This is a genomic window from Amycolatopsis sp. NPDC004169 (genome assembly GCF_040610315.1).
In the GTDB taxonomy this organism is placed as follows: Bacteria; Actinomycetota; Actinomycetes; order Mycobacteriales; family Pseudonocardiaceae; genus Amycolatopsis.
Window position 1 is genome coordinate 48,877 of record NZ_JBEXMD010000029.1, and the last position, 15,218, is coordinate 64,094.

At 72.1% G+C, this 15,218-nt stretch carries 11 protein-coding genes; 5 read left to right on the plus strand and 6 right to left on the minus strand.

Annotated features, from left to right (window positions below; all coding sequences use genetic code 11):
- Positions 1 to 17: 17 nt before the first annotated feature.
- From ABZX11_RS32100 to ABZX11_RS32110, 3 genes are read right to left on the minus strand one after another with little or no spacing between them, the layout of a single operon-like run.
- On the minus strand, positions 18 to 785 hold the full coding sequence (locus ABZX11_RS32100; RefSeq protein ID WP_176169620.1) for a polyprenol monophosphomannose synthase: 768 nt from the start codon (positions 783 to 785) through the stop codon (positions 18 to 20).
- Between the two features lie 26 nt (positions 786 to 811).
- Entirely contained in the window at positions 812 to 2,425 is a 1,614-nt protein-coding gene (lnt, locus tag ABZX11_RS32105) for an apolipoprotein N-acyltransferase (RefSeq protein ID WP_354920001.1), read from the minus strand.
- A gap of 11 nt (positions 2,426 to 2,436) precedes the next feature.
- Positions 2,437 to 4,032 carry an amidohydrolase gene (locus ABZX11_RS32110; RefSeq protein ID WP_354920004.1) on the minus strand — a complete coding sequence of 532 codons (1,596 nt, stop codon included), beginning with the start codon at positions 4,030 to 4,032 and terminating at the stop codon, positions 2,437 to 2,439.
- Between the two features lie 120 nt (positions 4,033 to 4,152).
- On the opposite strand from ABZX11_RS32110, the gene ABZX11_RS32115 reads away from it, so the two are divergent.
- Positions 4,153 to 5,541 (plus strand): lysine 2,3-aminomutase, encoded by a 1,389-nt coding sequence (locus ABZX11_RS32115; protein ID WP_354920007.1) that lies wholly within the window; start codon positions 4,153 to 4,155, stop codon positions 5,539 to 5,541.
- Between the two features lie 490 nt (positions 5,542 to 6,031).
- Positions 6,032 to 6,793, plus strand: a complete 762-nt coding sequence (locus ABZX11_RS32120; protein WP_176169617.1) for a DeoR/GlpR family DNA-binding transcription regulator — start codon at positions 6,032 to 6,034, stop codon at positions 6,791 to 6,793.
- Between the two features lie 118 nt (positions 6,794 to 6,911).
- On the opposite strand, the gene ABZX11_RS32125 is transcribed toward ABZX11_RS32120, so the two are convergent.
- Complete coding sequence (locus ABZX11_RS32125) at positions 6,912 to 7,691, minus strand: DeoR/GlpR family DNA-binding transcription regulator (protein ID WP_176169616.1); 780 nt, start codon at positions 7,689 to 7,691, stop codon at positions 6,912 to 6,914.
- A 206-nt stretch (positions 7,692 to 7,897) separates the two neighbouring features.
- Between ABZX11_RS32125 and ABZX11_RS32130 the strand changes: the two genes are divergently transcribed.
- Positions 7,898 to 9,088, plus strand: a complete 1,191-nt coding sequence (locus tag ABZX11_RS32130) for a macrolide family glycosyltransferase (protein WP_354920010.1) — start codon at positions 7,898 to 7,900, stop codon at positions 9,086 to 9,088.
- Between the two features lie 73 nt (positions 9,089 to 9,161).
- On the opposite strand, the gene ABZX11_RS32135 is transcribed toward ABZX11_RS32130, so the two are convergent.
- Both ABZX11_RS32135 and ABZX11_RS32140 read right to left on the minus strand, forming a co-directional pair.
- Complete coding sequence (locus ABZX11_RS32135) at positions 9,162 to 9,962, minus strand: PIG-L family deacetylase (protein ID WP_176169614.1); 801 nt, start codon at positions 9,960 to 9,962, stop codon at positions 9,162 to 9,164.
- A gap of 3 nt (positions 9,963 to 9,965) precedes the next feature.
- Entirely contained in the window at positions 9,966 to 11,162 is a 1,197-nt protein-coding gene (locus tag ABZX11_RS32140; RefSeq protein WP_176169613.1) for a cytochrome P450, read from the minus strand.
- A 145-nt stretch (positions 11,163 to 11,307) separates the two neighbouring features.
- On the opposite strand from ABZX11_RS32140, the gene ABZX11_RS32145 reads away from it, so the two are divergent.
- Together ABZX11_RS32145 and ABZX11_RS32150 are read left to right on the plus strand one after the other, a co-directional pair.
- Positions 11,308 to 13,137 carry an ABC transporter ATP-binding protein gene (locus ABZX11_RS32145; RefSeq protein ID WP_354920014.1) on the plus strand — a complete coding sequence of 610 codons (1,830 nt, stop codon included), beginning with the start codon at positions 11,308 to 11,310 and terminating at the stop codon, positions 13,135 to 13,137.
- Positions 13,134 to 15,017 (plus strand): ABC transporter ATP-binding protein, encoded by a 1,884-nt coding sequence (locus ABZX11_RS32150; RefSeq protein WP_354920017.1) that lies wholly within the window; start codon positions 13,134 to 13,136, stop codon positions 15,015 to 15,017. The genes ABZX11_RS32145 and ABZX11_RS32150 overlap by 4 nt, the downstream gene beginning before the upstream one ends.
- The last annotated feature ends 201 nt before the right edge of the window (positions 15,018 to 15,218 follow it).

A 15,218-nucleotide genomic window follows, 5' to 3' on the forward strand; every position in this document is an offset into this window, starting at 1 on the left:
GAACGGCCGGAACCGGGTCAGGCGCGCTTGAGGAGCTTGCGCAGCTGGTGCCAGCGGCGCTCCAGGCCCCACTTCGCCACCCGCAGGAACGCCTCCTGGATGATCGAGCCGTTCATCTTCGACTCGCCGATCTCGCGCTCGGTGAAGGTGATCGGGACCTCGACGATCTCGAAGCCGGCCTCGTCGGTGCGGATGGTCAGGTCGATCTGGAAGCAGTAGCCGTGCGAGTTGACCTCGTCCAGGGCCAGCTTCTCCAGCACCGGGCGGCGGTAGGCGCGGAACCCGGCGGTGATGTCGCGGACCTTCATGCCCAGCGCGACCTGCGAGTAGAGGTTCGCGCCGCGGGAGAGGACCTGGCGCTTGACCGGCCAGTTGACGACACTGCCGCCCGGGACGTACCGCGAGCCGATCGCCAGGTCGGCGTCGCCGACCGCGTCGAGCAGGCGGGGCAGGTCTTCGGGGGCGTGCGAGCCGTCGGCGTCCATCTCGACGATCGTGTTGTACTCACGCGCCAGGCCCCAGCGGAACCCGGCGATGTAGGCGGCGCCGAGGCCGGCCTTCTCGGTGCGGTGCAGCACGTGGACGTGGTCGTTGGCCGCCGCGCGCTCGTCGGCGAGCTCGCCGGTGCCGTCGGGGCTGCCGTCGTCCACCACGAGCACGTGCACGTCCGGGAGTGCCTTGTGCAGGCGGTCCAGGATCGGGCCGAGGTTCTCCCGCTCGTTGTAGGTCGGGATCACCACCAGCACCGGCTCGATTTCCCGGGCCCCCCGCGGCGCCTGCGACATCCGTGCTCCTCCGATATCCGCGGCGGTCAGTCCGCCGCTTCCCCTGCTGCCGTGCCGGCGCTGCTGCGCCGCGTGCGAAAACGGAGTACGAGCCCGCCGGCCACCCCGGCGATCGCCAGAGCCAGCAGCCCGTACTCCGTCCACGCACCCAATTGATCCGACAGCGTAGTCTGCGTCCGCAACGGGACGCGCCCGACCAGCGAATCCGCCGTGAAAAGGCCGGTTGAGCTGGTCACGGTCCCGTCGGGGGCGACGATGGCGCTCACCCCGGAGACCGCCGACACCACGACGGCCCGGCCGTGCTCGACCGCCCGCAGCCGGGACATGGCCAGCTGCTGCACGCTCATCTCGCTCTCGCCGTACCAGGCGTTGTTGGTCGGTACGACGAGCAGCTCGGCGCCGTCGCGCACGGCGTCGCGGGCCGGGTAGTCGAACGCGGCTTCGTAGCAGACGAACACGCCGATCCTGGTGCCCGCGGCGGCCATGGCCTGGTTGGTGCCGTCGCCGGGGACCATGTCCACGGTTTCGGAGTCGAGGAACGGCGTGACCAGCTCGGCGAGCTTGCGGGCCGGGACGTATTCGCCGAAGGGCACCAGCTGCTGCTTGGCGTAGCGCGCGCCGGGCCCGGTGCGGGGGTCCCAGGTGATGACGGAGTTCTGCAGGTGCCCGTCCGGCAGCCGGTAGATCGCCCCGATCAGGGCGGGGACGCCGAAGGTGGCGACCAGCTGGTCGACCTGCAGGTCCGGGCCGGTGACGGTGGTCGCGCTCTCCGGCCACACGAGCAGGTCCGGCTTGGGCACCTTGCCGGCCCGGATGTCCGCGAGCAGCCGCTGGCTCTCGGCGATGGTGTTGTCGCGCAGCACGGTCCGCTCCCCCTGCAGGGCGAGCCCGATGTCCGGGGCGTTGCCCTGGACGGTGGCGACGGTGCGCTCGCCGTCCTGGGCGTCGGTGCCGATCGCCGGCCAGAGCGCGAGACCGGCGACGACGGGCAGCAGGGTGCCGAGCGCGGCGAAGGCCGCCGGCCGGGTGATCTTGCGCACCCGCCACAGCCGCGCGGCGAGGGCGGCCGGCGCGAAGCCGGTGAGGACGACGGCCAGGCCGACCAGCGGGGCGCCGCCGATCGAGGCGAGCGGCAGGAACGCGCCTTCGGGCTGGCTGAAGGCGACCCGGCCCCACGGGAAGCCGCCGAAGGGGAACCACGCGCGCGGGGTCTCCAGGGCGATGAACACCAGCGCGGCCCACAGCGGCGCGGCCGGCAGCCGGGACACCAGCGTGATCAGCCCGCCCGCCAGGCCGTGGTAGAGCGCCAGTGCGAAGGACAGGCCCAGCCACGGCCACGGGCCGAAGTCGGGGCCGAGGAAGTCCAGCAGCCAGGTCAGCAGCGGCAGGAAGAAGACGAACCCGAACGCGAAGCCGTAGCCGAAGCCGGCTCGGAAGCGGCGGCCGCGCAGCACGAGGGCCAGTCCGGCGAACGCCAGTGGCGCCAGCCACCACAGCGGACGCGGCGCGAAGCTGAGGTAGAAGGCGAATCCGGACGCGCACGCCGCGGCGGTGCGCAGCAGCCAGGCCGGGGGGAATCGCCGCGTGCGGGCGCGCTGGTGCGGGGTGCCCGGTCCGGGGTCCGCCACGGTGACTGCCACAGCCGAGAACTCTAGGTGATGGTGTCGTGGAGGACCGCACCCGCGCGGACCGTGCGCAGGCACCGCGGGAGGGCGGCGTCCGGTTCCAGCCTGGGCAGCGGCGGCACGCCGGCGCGCGGGTCGGTGGACCAGCGCTGCACGCGGCTGTCGGGGGTGGCCACGACCAGGTCGGTGGCGTCCCAGATCGCGTAGTGCGCCGGCGCGCCGGGGACGAGGCTGCCGGTGACGCCGTCGTTGACCCCGGCCGCGCGGTGCCCGGCGCGGGTGTGGGCGGTGAACGCCGCCCGCGGCGACAGGCCGGCGCCCGGTGTCCGGTGGTAGGCCGCGGCGCGGACGCTCGCCCACGGGTCCAGCGGTGTGACCGGGGCGTCGGAGCCGAAGGCGAGCAGGACGCCTTCGGCGGCGAGGGTGGCGAAGGGGTTGAGCCCGGCCGCGCGTTCGGCGCCGAGGCGTTCGGCGTACATGCCTTCCGGGCCGCCCCAGAGGGCGTCGAACTGCGGCTGCATCGAGGCGACGACGCCCCAGCCTGCCAGTTGCTCGGCCTGGTCGGCGGTGACCATTTCCAGGTGCTCGAGCCGGTGGTGGCGGGCGGCGAGGGCGCGCTGCCCGACCTCCTTTTCGGCCAGCCGGAAGCCTTCGACGACCTCGGCGACGGCGGCGTCGCCGATGACGTGGAAGCCGGCTTGCAGCCCGGCTTCGGTGCAGGCGGCCAGGTGTCCGGCGATGCGGTGGGCGTCGAGGTAGCGCGTCCCGGTGCCCGGGTGGTCGGCGTAGGGCTCGGTGAGGGCAGCGGTGTGGGAGCCGAGGGCGCCGTCGGCGAACAGGTCGCCGGCCAGGCCGCGGGCGCCGAGGTCGCGGGCGGTTTCGACGGCGCCGAGTTCGCCCCAGTAGCCGACGACCTCGGGCGTGCCGGGGCCGGCGAGGGCGAGGAGGGCGGCGAGGTCGTCGCGGCCGGAGATGTCGGGGCCGGCGCATTCGTGGACGCTGACGATGCCCTGCTTCGCGGCCTCGGCGAGGAAGGCTCGCTGGGCGCGTTCGCGCTGCTCGGGGGTGATGGCGGCGCGCACGGCTGCGCGGACGGCGTGGTGGGCGGCGCGGGTGAGCGGGCCTTCGGGTGACCAGCCGTCGGCGTTGCGGGCGGCCGGGGCCAGCTCGACCAGCGCGGTGGAGACCAGCGCGGAGTGGACGTCGACGCGGCTGAGGTAGACCGGCGTGCCCCCGGCGGCGTCGTCGAGTTCCGCGCGGCTGGGCAGGCGGGGGTCGGTCCAGGTGGTCTCGTCCCAGCCGTGGGCGAGCAGGACCTGGCCCGGCGCGACGGCGGTGCGGACGTGGGCCAGCAGGTCGGCGGCGCTGCGGACGCCGGTGAGGTCGAGGCCGGTCAGGTGCAGGCCGGTGGCGGTGGCGTGGACGTGCGCGTCGACGAAGGCGGGGGCGACGAAGGCGCCGTGGAGGTCGACGACCCGGGCGCCGGGGTGCAGGGCGCGGGCCGGGGCGTCCTGCCCGACCCAGACCACGGTGCCGCCGGTGACCGCCATCGCGGTCGTGTCGGGTCCGGCGGGGGTGTAGATGCGCCCGCCGAGCAGGAGCGTCGTCTGTTCGTCCGTCACGCCCTTGAGTCTGCCCCCTTCGTCCACGTGGGGGACGGCGCCCCAGCAGGCAGGAAGATTTACTCTGTGGCAGCGTTATGACAGGATATTTTAACGCGTTCCCGACGACTAGGAGTACAAGTGACTGCGATCCAGGAACCTGTGACGCCTGCCGCCGCCTTCGACCAGCCCTACGAGTACGCCCGCGCCGAGCTGGTGGAACCCGACTGGCGCCGCTTTCCTGGCTGGCACGACGTGACCGAGGCCGAGTGGCGTGACGCGCAGTGGCAGCGGGTGCACTGCGTCCGCAACGTCAAGCAGCTGCGCGCGCTGATGGGCGACCTGCTCGAGGAGCGCTTCTACGACGACCTGCTCGCCGACCAGCGCGAGCTGGCGACGATGTCGATGCTGCTGCCCCCGCAGATGCTCAACACGATGGCCCCCACGGCCGGCACCGACCCGGCCAAGGTGACCGAGGCGTTCTACGCCGACCCGATCCGCCGCTACATGCTGCCCGTTCGCAGTGATCGTGACGCCACCTGGCCGAGCCACCCCCACTCCGAGCGCGACTCGCTGCACGAGGCCGAGATGTGGGTGGTGGAGGGCCTGACCCACCGCTACCCGACCAAGGTGCTGGCCGAGATGATCTCGACCTGCCCCCAGTACTGCGGCCACTGCACCCGCATGGACCTGGTCGGCAACTCGACGGAGACGGTGGAGAAGCACAAGCTGACGCTCAAGCCGGTCGACCGCCAGGACGCGATGATCGCGTACCTGAAGAAGACCCCGGGCGTCCGCGACGTGGTGGTCTCCGGCGGCGACGTCGCCAACGTCCCGTGGCCGCAGCTGGAGTCGTTCCTGATGCGCCTGATGGACATCGACACCGTCCGCGACATCCGCCTGGCGACGAAGGCACTGGCGGCGCTGCCCCAGCACTGGCTCCAGCCGAAGGTGGTCGAGGGGCTGGAGCGCGTCGCGGTCACCGCCCAGCGGCGCGGGGTCAACCTGGCGATCCACACCCACGTCAACCACGCCCAGTCGGTGACGCCCTTGGTGGCGGAAGCCGCGCAGACGGCGCTGAACGTCGGTGTCCGCGACGTCCGCAACCAGGGCGTGCTGATGCGCGGCGTCAACGCGACCCCGGCGGCGCTGCTGGACCTTTGCTTTGCGCTGCAAGGGGAAGCGAACATCCTGCCGTACTACTTCTACATGTGCGACATGATCCCCAACGCGGAGCACTGGCGCGTGGCGGTGTGGGAGGCGCAGGAACTGCAGCACGCGATCATGGGCTACCTGCCGGGGTACGCCACGCCGCGGATCGTGTGCGACGTGCCTTATGTGGGGAAGCGGTGGGTGCACCAGCTGGCCGAGTACGACCGGGAGCTGGGGATCTCGTACTGGACCAAGAACTACCGGACCGGGATCGAGCTGGAGGACCCGGAGGCGTTGCAGCGCCGGTACCCGTACTACGACCCGATCTCCACCCTCCCCGAGGCCGGCCAGACCTGGTGGGCGAACCGCACCCACTGACGCGGCACATCACCGACCAAGAGGTGCGCCGAAGGGTGCTGCGAGGCCTGGTCGAGGCCTCGCAGCACCCTTCGGCCGTCTCGGGCATTTTGGGCTGGTCGGCGCCGGTGAGGACCGGTTGCGACCGTTCACGATCTGCCCCAGGAATTCCCTTGCGGAATCCGGCGGTGGCACCAGGATGTGGCCGCGGTTCGGGCAGCCCGAGCGCCGGGCCGTAACGGTGGTGGCCAAGACACTCCCATCGCGCGATCCGGCCGGCGAGCACTGGCAACCTACGGGGCGGCGAGCCGGGAATTCCCGAGACATTGCCGCACCGGGCCCGCGGCGAACTGCGGCAACCGGACAATTGCGTCCCGGCGCACCACCGAACCGCGGCCCGCGGCCGCCGGAGCGATGTTTTCCCGCGTTTATCCGGGAAATCGGGGACGTCCGCCGCCGGTCCCCTAAGCTGCGGCATCGTCACGCTCGCGAGGGGAACGAGGAAACGGCGTTGTACGCGGAAGAGCGGCAAAGGATCATCGTGGAACGGCTGCGCGTGCACGGCCGGGTGGAAGTCGTTCCGCTGGCGGCCGAATTCGCCGTGACCGCCGAAACCATCCGCCGCGACCTGACCGCCCTGGAACGGCTGGGCCACGCCCGCCGCGTGCACGGCGGCGCGATCTCCCTGGACCGGCTGTCCTTCGAACCCGCGGTGGGCGCGCGCCGGGCCGTGATGACGGCGGAGAAGACGCGGATCGCGCGCGCCGCACTGGGTGAACTGCCCGAAGTGGGCACGATCCTCATCGACGCCGGCACCACGACCGAACGCCTGGCCGCGGAACTCCCGGCGGACCGGGAACTGACCGTGGTGACGAACTCGGTGAACGTGGCGCTGTCGCTGCACGCGCGGCCCAACCTGCAGGTGGTGCTGGTCGGCGGCCGGCTGCGCAGCACCACACTGGCCACCGTGGACGACTGGGCCCTGCGGGCCCTGCGGGACACGTTCGTGGAAGTCGCGTTCATCGCCACCAACGGCGTTTCCGCCGAGCGCGGGCTGACCACCCCGGACCTCGACGAGGCGCTGGTGAAACGGGCCTCGATCGACTGCGCCCGCCGCCGCGTCCTGCTCGCCGACCACTCCAAGGTGGACAACGTGTTCCTGACGCGGTTCGCCGACCTGTCGGACATCGACACCTTCATCACCGATGACGGGATCGACCCGAAAGCGCGTTCGGACATCGCCGCCGCCGGCCCCCGGGTCATCGCGGTCTGATTCGGCGCCGGCGCATTCGCTCCGGCCATTGCTCCGTTCGGCGCTGCCATTGTTCTCGAAATCGTCGAAATCATCGATCCGCGGCCACGCGCTTTTCGACGGCCGGGCTCGGGTCCGTTCAGACCACGAGCACGCGGGGCCCGGCGGCGGCGATCGCGGCGACGCACTCCGGGTCGGCGTGGTCGTCGGTGATCAGGACGTCGACCTCGCCCAGCGCACCGAAGCGGGCCAGCCGGTCCTGGTCGAGCTTGGTGTGGTCGGCCAGCAGCACGGTCCGCCGCGCGGCCACCATGGCCGCGCGTTTCACCATCGCCACCGCCCCGTTGCGCACGGTCATCCCGTGCCGCACGGACACCCCGTCGGCGCTGAGGAAGGCGACGTCGACGCAGGTGTCGGCCAGCGTGCGCAGCGCCCAGCTGTCCACCAGGGCCAGCGAGCCGCCGCGGACCCGGCCGCCGACCAGCATCAGGTTCAGGTCCGGGCGCTCGCTCAACGCCACGGCCACGGCCACCGACTGCGTGACGATGGTCAGGTCGTGGTCGGCGGGCAGGAGCCCGACCAGCTGCGCCACCGTGCTCCCGGCGTCCAGCAGGATCGAACCGCCCGCGGGCACCTCGCCGACCGCGGCCCGGGCGATCCGTTCCTTCTCCGCGTGCATCTCGCACAGCGCGCCCCACTCGTCGGGTGCGTCCGGGGTGCCCACGCCCGGCCGCACCGGTACGACGGGGATCGCGCCGTCGGGCACCCGGCGCAGGGTGCCCTCGTGCTCCAGGGCCGTCAGGTCGGACCAGACGGCCTCGGTACTGACGCCGTGGCGCTCGGCGAACTCCAGGACGGTGAGCCCACCGTACTCGCTCACCCAGCGCGTGATCGTCCGACGACGTTGTTCCCCGTCCATTCTCACCACCCCGTTGTTGCTGAGACCTGCGTGATCGTAAGTCAAAAACCGGCGGGGACAACCCGTGCGGCGGCACGGCTGCACGCGCGTACCGATCCGGTGGGCCCGATGGCCACTGTCTCCGGACTGGGGGAACCCCTACCCCCTCCCGGCGGACAATCCCGGTACCGCTCGACGCGACCACGAACGCGAGGGGAAGCACCCGCATGCATGTCCTGTTCGTCACCGTTCCCGCGCTCGGACACCTCCGCCCGACGCTGCCGCTGGCCCGTGAACTGCGGAACCGCGGCCACCGGGTCACCTACGCCGCCCACGACAAGTTCCGCGCGGACGTCGAGGCGGCCGGAGCCGCCCTTCTGCCGATCCCGGTGGCGCTGCCGCCACGGTCGGCCACGCCCAGCGCCCGGCACACCGTGGCGACCGCGGAGGCGCTGCTGGCGATGACCAAGGTCAGCGGGCGGCTGCTCAACGAGTTGTTCGAGAACGACCGGCCGGATGTGCTGTGCTACGACGCCCAGGCGGTGTCGGCGACCATGGTGGCCGAACGGTTCGACGTGCCCTGCGTCGCCCTCAACCCAACCTACGCCAGCAACGCCCACTTCTCGCTCGACGAACTGCTGGCCGCCGGCACGGACATGTCCGACCCCCGGGCCATCGAGATCTTCACCGAAATCTTCCGGAGCCAGCTGAGCACCGCGGCGGAGTTCGGCCTGACGCCCCCGCACGAGCGGGAGAGCTGCGCCCCGCTGAACCTGGTGTTCCTGCCCCGCTCGTTCCAGCCCGCCGCGGACACCTTCGACGAACGGTTCCACTTCGTCGGCCCGGCCCTGGGTGGCTGGGCCGACGACAGCGCCTGGCGCAAGACCGGCGACCGCCCGCTGCTGTTCATCTCGATGGGCAGCTTCCTGGCCGACACGACCGGTTTCTTCCGGCAGTGCTTCGAAGCCTTCGGCGACACCGGCTGGCAGGTCGCGATGGCCATCGGGGAACACGTGGACCCGGCGGAGCTGGGCCCGGTACCGGCCAACACCGAGGTGCGGCCGTACTTCCCGCAGCTGTCCGTGCTGCGGCACGCCGAAGCCTTCGTCTCCCACGCCGGGATGAACTCCGTGCTGGAGTCGCTGACCGCCGGGGTACCGCTGGTCACCGTGCCGCAGCAGCAAGAAGAGCTGCGCACCGCCCGCACGGTCGCCGACCAGGACCTCGGCGTGCTGCTGGAACCGGAGACGCTGACGGCGCAGGGGCTGCGGGAGGCCGTGGAGACGGTGCACACCAGCGACCGGATCCGGGCCGCCGTGGCCGCCTTCCGGGACGAACTCCGCTCCGCCGAGCCGGCCGCGACGCGTTCGGCTGACCTGATCGAGCACCACCTGGCCGCGCTCAGCCAGACAGCGTGATCTCTGCGGAAGCGGGCACGGCCGGTCGCCCGGCCGTGCCCGCTTCGGCTGATTCGTCCGGGTGCGCGCCGGGTCAAGCGGCGGGGAGGCTCCAGTAGCGTTCGGCCGGCTCGCCGTCCGCCAGCGACTCGGCGTACATCGTGAGCCACTTCGGCAGTTCGGCGTGGCCACCGAGGAGGATGGGGGCCTGGGAGGCGTAGCAGCCGATCCCCCGCAGCTTGGCCTGCCACTGCCCCCGCGTGAGCCGGACGGTCCGGGGGTCGGTGTGGGACTCGTCGAACGGCTCGAGCAGGTCTTTCGGGAAGATCACATAGGGCGCGTCCTCGTACCACCAGACGGTGTCGGGGTCGCGGTCGAGCAATCGGGCCGCGGCGCGGGTGATCCGGTGGTCGATGTGGTTGCCGATGGCCAGCGGGGCCAGGACCAGCTCGGCGTCGCGCACCGACGGCTCGGCGGCCAGGACGGCCGCCAGCCTCCCGATCAGCTCGGTCTCCGCCGCCAGCGCGGCCCGGGACATCCCCTCCTCCTGCGGGTACCTCGGGTGGCCCGCGTGGTCCTTGCGGTACAGCGCGTCCGGCACGCCCAGGCGGACGGGAGCGGCCCCCACCGCGGTCATCGCGCGGTCGTCCTCCGCCTCCCGGGTCGCGATGGCGTCGGCGTCACCGAGGCCGCACGCCCGGTGGAACGCCCGGGCCGCGTCCGACAGGGGCGGTTCGGGCGCCCCGGAGAACACCGTGACGACCGTGCCCGGCGTGCCCGCCTCGGCGCAGGCCGCGAGCAGCCCGCCGCACGAGAGGACGCCGTCGTCGTAGTGGGCCGACAGCACGGTCGGCGTGCGCCCGGCCAGCGCCTCGACACCCCGGAGTTCACCCATGGCTCACCACGCCACGGGGAGCGCGCTGATGGACGCCGCGAGCCGGTCGGTCCCGTCTTCTCCGTCGACGCGGTTCAGCTTCTCCAGCGTGGTGGTCAGGGTCAGGTCGGGGAACTTCGCCAGCAGGGCGGTGAACACCGCGTTGAGCTCCAGCCGGGCCAGCGGGGCCCCGACGCAGTGCCAGGCACCGTGGGCGAAGGTGAGGTGCTGGTTGGGCTTGCGGCCGAAGTCGATCCGCTCCGGGTCGGCGAACGAGCGCTCGTCGAAGTTGGCGATGGCGAAGTCCGGCAGCACCAGGTCCCCGGCCCGGATGGTGACGCCGGAGATTTCGATGTCCTCGTGTGCGTAGTGCGGCTGAGCCCCGCCGCCGAAGTTGGCCGTGCGCAGCAGTTCTTCCACGGCCCCGGCCATCGCCGACGGGTCCGAGCGCACCTCGGCCAGCAGGTCCGGCCGGGTCAGCAGCCGGGCGACGCCGTTGCCGATGTGCGTTGCCACGCTCTCGTGCCCGGCGAACAACAGCATGCAGACGATGTTGGTGACGTCGGAGTCCTTCAGCCCGGCCTGGCAGATCCCGGAGATCACGTCGTCGCCGGGGTCCTCCCGCTTGCGGGCGGCCAGCCCCATCAGGTAGCCGATGAACTCGGCCTGGCCGGCGTTGGCGTGTTCGCCGATCCCGTGCACGTGGTCGAGCAGCTCCCCCAGCCGGTCGCGCTCGTCCTGCGGCACGCCCATCAGCTCGCACAGCACCTTCAGCGAAACCGGGAGCGAAAAAGCGGTCTGGAGGTCGACGGGCGGGGTGAGCGCGGCCAGCTCGTCCACCATGCCGCGGACGATGCCCTCCACCCTCGGCTTGAGGGACTGCATCTTCTTGTGGGAGAAGTGCGGGATCAGCAGGGCGCGGAAGGCGGCGTGCAGCTCGTGCTCGTCCCGGCCGGCCGCGACCCCGGCGATCATCGAGAAGATCGGGTTGTCGGCCAGCTGCGCGGCCTCGGCGGGCTTCGGGTGCGTGCGGCCGATGCGCTTGTCGAGCATCAGCTCCTTGATCTCCGGGTAGCCCACCACCAGCCAGCCTTCGTCACCCGTGTCGGTGCGCACCCGCCAGATCGGCCGCTCCGCCTGCAGCTTGCGCAGGTACGGGTTGTCGCCCAACACGGGCGAACGCAGCGACGCGAGCGTCGGCAGCTCTTCGGATGTCGTCATGGCCGGTTCCTCTCCGAGGTTCGTGCGGGGCGCACCCGGTGCCGAGTGTCATCGGCCGCCCGCCCGGAATTCCCTAGATTCCCCGGCCACCGCGGGGATTTCCTCTAGGACCTTCCCTACCGGCCGCTCCGTAGGGTCCGTCGGTATGGCGCAGAACGCGGAGGCGGCCGGCGAGCACGGAGACGAGCGCGGCGTTCGCCCGCGCCGGAAAGCACCACCGGTCCTGCGGGCGCTGCTGCGCGACCGGCTGCGTCCCTACCGCGGCCGCATCCTGGTCCAGGCCGGGCTCCAGTTCGCGCAAACCGTCGGCATGCTGCTGCTGCCGACGCTGAACGCCGCCATCGTGAACCAGGGCATCGTCGCCGGCGACACCGGGGCGATCCTGCGGCTGGGCGCCATCATGATCGCCGTTTCGCTGGCCCAGCTGGCCACCGCGATCGTCGCCGAGCTGATGGCCGCGCACACCGCCGCCGACGTCGGCCGCGACCTGCGCTCCCTCGTTTTCCGGAAGGTACAGGCGTTTTCCCCGTACCAGGTGGCGCGGTTCGGCACGCCCTCGCTGACCAACCGCACGCTCAACGACGTGCAGCAGCTGCAGACGCTGGTGATCTCCACCCTGACCTCGCTGCTGACCGCGCCCATCATCTGCGTCACCAGCCTCGTCATGGCCGTGCGGCAGGATCCGCCGTTGTCGGTGCTGACCGTGCTGACGATCCCGGTCACCGCGCTCGTGGTGCTGGTCATGCTGGCCCGGCTGAGCCCGCTGTACGAACGGATCCAGGCCTCGCTGGACCGGCTCAACCGGATCCTGCGCGAACAGATCTCCGGGGTGCGGGTGATCCGCGCGTTCGTCCGGGACGACCACGAGAAGCAGCGCTTCGGCGAGGCCAACCGCGGCATGTTCACGGCCTCGGTGCGCGCCGGGCGGCTCGGCGCCACGCTGTTCCCGGTCGTGGTGCTGATCAGCAACGTGTTCTCGATCGCGCTGGTGTGGTTCGGCGGCAGGCGGATCGCCGGCGGCGGGATGCCGGTCGGCGCGCTCAGCGCGTTCCTCGGCTACCAGGTGCAGATGCTGACGGCGCTGGTCATCGCGTTGTACGTACTGCTGACCGTGCCGCGCGCGCGGGTGTCGGCGCGGCGCGTCCACGAGGTGCTGGCCACCGAGCCCGAACTGACCGCACCCGCGCGGCCGGTCACTCCCCCGAGCCGCCGCGGCCACCTGGAGCTGCGCGAGGTGGAGTACCGCCACCCCGGCGCCCAGGAGGCGTTCCTCTCCGGCGTGAGCCTTTCGGCCGAGCCCGGCCGCACCACGGCCCTGGTCGGCAGCACCGGCAGCGGCAAGACCACCCTGCTGAACCTGGTGCTGCGGCTGGCCGACGTGACCGCCGGCTCGGTGACGATCGACGGCGTCGACGTCCGGCAGCTCGCCCCCGACCGGCTGGCCGCGACGGTCGGCCTGGTGCCGCAGACGCCGTACCTGTTCACCGGCACGGTGGCCGAGAACCTGCGCTACGGCGATCCGGACGCGACCGACGCACAGCTGTGGCACGCGCTGGAGACCGCGCAGGCCGCCGACTTCGTGCGGAAGATGCCGGGCCGGCTGGCCGCGCCGATCGGGCCGGGCGGCAGCACGGTCTCCGGGGGCCAGCGGCAGCGGCTGGCGATCGCGCGCACCCTGCTGCGGCGACCGGCGATCTACCTGTTCGACGACTGCTTTTCCGCGCTGGACTACGCGACCCGCGCCCGGTTGCGGGCGGCGCTCGCCGTCGAGACGGCGGGATCGGCCGTGGTCACCGTGGCGCAGGAAGTGCGCCTGGTCGAGGACGCGGACACCGTCGTCGTGCTGGACCAGGGCCGGGTGGCCGGCTCCGGCACCCATCGGGATCTGTTGCGCGACAACGAGGTCTACCGGGAGATCGCCGGCTCGCAGCCAAGCGGCGAGCCGGCGCGGGAGCTGAAGCAGGAGGCGGTGTGAGCGGCGGCGAGGCAGGCGGCCCCCGGGGAACGACCCGCCGGTTGTTCGGGTTGCTCAAGCCGCATCGCGGCCAGGCAGCCCTGGTCCTCGGCGCCGGAACCGTGTCCATCCTGATGAACGTGTTCGGACCGTTGCTGCTGGGCAAGGCGACCAACCTGATCTTCGGCGGCCTGATCAGCGCCCGGCTGGAGCCCGGCCCGAGCCGGGACGAGGCCGTGGCCCGGCTGCACGCCGAAGGCAAGGACGCCCTGGCCACCGGGCTCGGCGCGGCCGACGTCGTGCCGGGCGAGGGCATCGACTTCCGGAAGATCGGCCTGCTGCTGGCGGCGGTCGCGGCGCTCTACCTCGCGGGCACCGTCTTTTCCCTGCTGCAGGAGCGGCTGGCCGCCACCGTGGTGCAGAAGGTGGTGCTGCGGCTGCGCGGGGACGTCATGGCCAAGCTGTCCCGGCTGCCGCTGCGATACTTCGACGAACACCCCCGCGGCGAGCTGCTCAGCCGGGTCACCAACGACATCGACAACATCCAGAACACGTTGCAGCGCACCCTGAGCAAGCTGGTCACCGCCACGATGTCCGCGCTCGGCTCGCTCATCCTCATGTTCGCCATCTCGCCGCTGCTGGCCTGCGTGCTGCTGGTGGTGCTGCCGATGGCGGGGGTGGTCGCGGCCCGGATCGGCAAGAAGGCCCAGCCGCAGTTCGTCGAGCAGTGGACCGCCACCGGTGCGCTGAACGCGCACATCGAGGAGATGTACAGCGGGCACGCCCTGATCACCGTGTTCGGCCGGCAGGAGCAGGCCGCGCGGGTCTTCGACGAGCACAACGAGGCCGTGCGACGGGCCACCGGCAAGGCCAACGCCCTGTCCGGCGTCATCGAGCCGAGCACGAACCTGGTCACCGACCTGGTGTACATCCTGGTGGCGGTGGTCGGCGCGCTGCGCGTGGCCGCCGGGGCGCTGTCGCTCGGCGACGTGCAGGCGTTCATCCAGTACACGGCGTACTTCGGCGGGCAGGCCGCCCAGATCGGCAGCATCACCGGCGACCTGCAGTCCGGCGTCGCCTCCGCGAAGCGCGTGTTCGAGCTGCTGGACGCGGACGAACTGGCCGCCGTGGAGCGTCCTTCGCGGCCACCGGCCCGGGTGCGCGGCCGGATCGACTTCGAGCACTTGAGCTTCCGGTACGAACCGGATTCACCGCTGATCGACGACCTGTCCTTCAGCGTCCTGCCCGGGCAGACGGTGGCGATCGTCGGGCCGACCGGAGCGGGCAAGACGACCCTGGGCAACCTGCTGATGCGCTTCTACGAGCCCGACGGCGGCCGCATCCGGCTCGACGGCGTGGACATCGCCACGATGACCCGCGAGGACGTGCGTCGGCAGACCGCGCTGGTGCTGCAGGACACGTGGCTCTTCGACGGCACCGTCGCGGAGAACATCAGGTACGGCAACCCGGACGCCACCCCGGCGGACGTCCGCCGCGCGGCCGAGGCGACCCGGGTCGACCACCTGGTGAGCACCCTGCCGGACGGCTACGAGACGGTCCTCGGCGAAACCGGCGGGATCAGCGCGGGCGAACGCCAGCTGATCGCCATCACCCGCGCGTTCCTGGCCGACCCGGCGATCCTCATCCTCGACGAGGCGACCAGTTCGGTCGACACCCGCAGCGAAGTGCTGATCCAGCGGGCGATGCAGTCGCTGCGCGAGAACCGCACCGGTTTCGTGATCGCCCACCGGCTCTCCACGATCCGCCACGCCGACCTGATCCTGGTGATGGACGCGGGCCGCATCGTCGAGCGCGGCACGCACCTCGAGCTGATGGCCGCCCAGGGCGCCTACGCCCGCCTTCACGCCGCCCAGTTCGCCGGTCCGGTCGCGGCTTCCTGACCCTCTCGGTCGCCCGCCCCGGGCGGGCCTTTCCGGCCTGCCGCCGGCAAGTGCGGTAGCCGTTGCCGCGAGCGGACGGCCGGTCCCATCACGACCGACCGCCTGCCGCACGCAAACGCGGTAACCGGTGCCGCGAGCGGAAAGGCCGGCTCCATCACAGCCACCAGCCGCCGCCCCGGGGCGCGACAGCTGGAGCCCGCT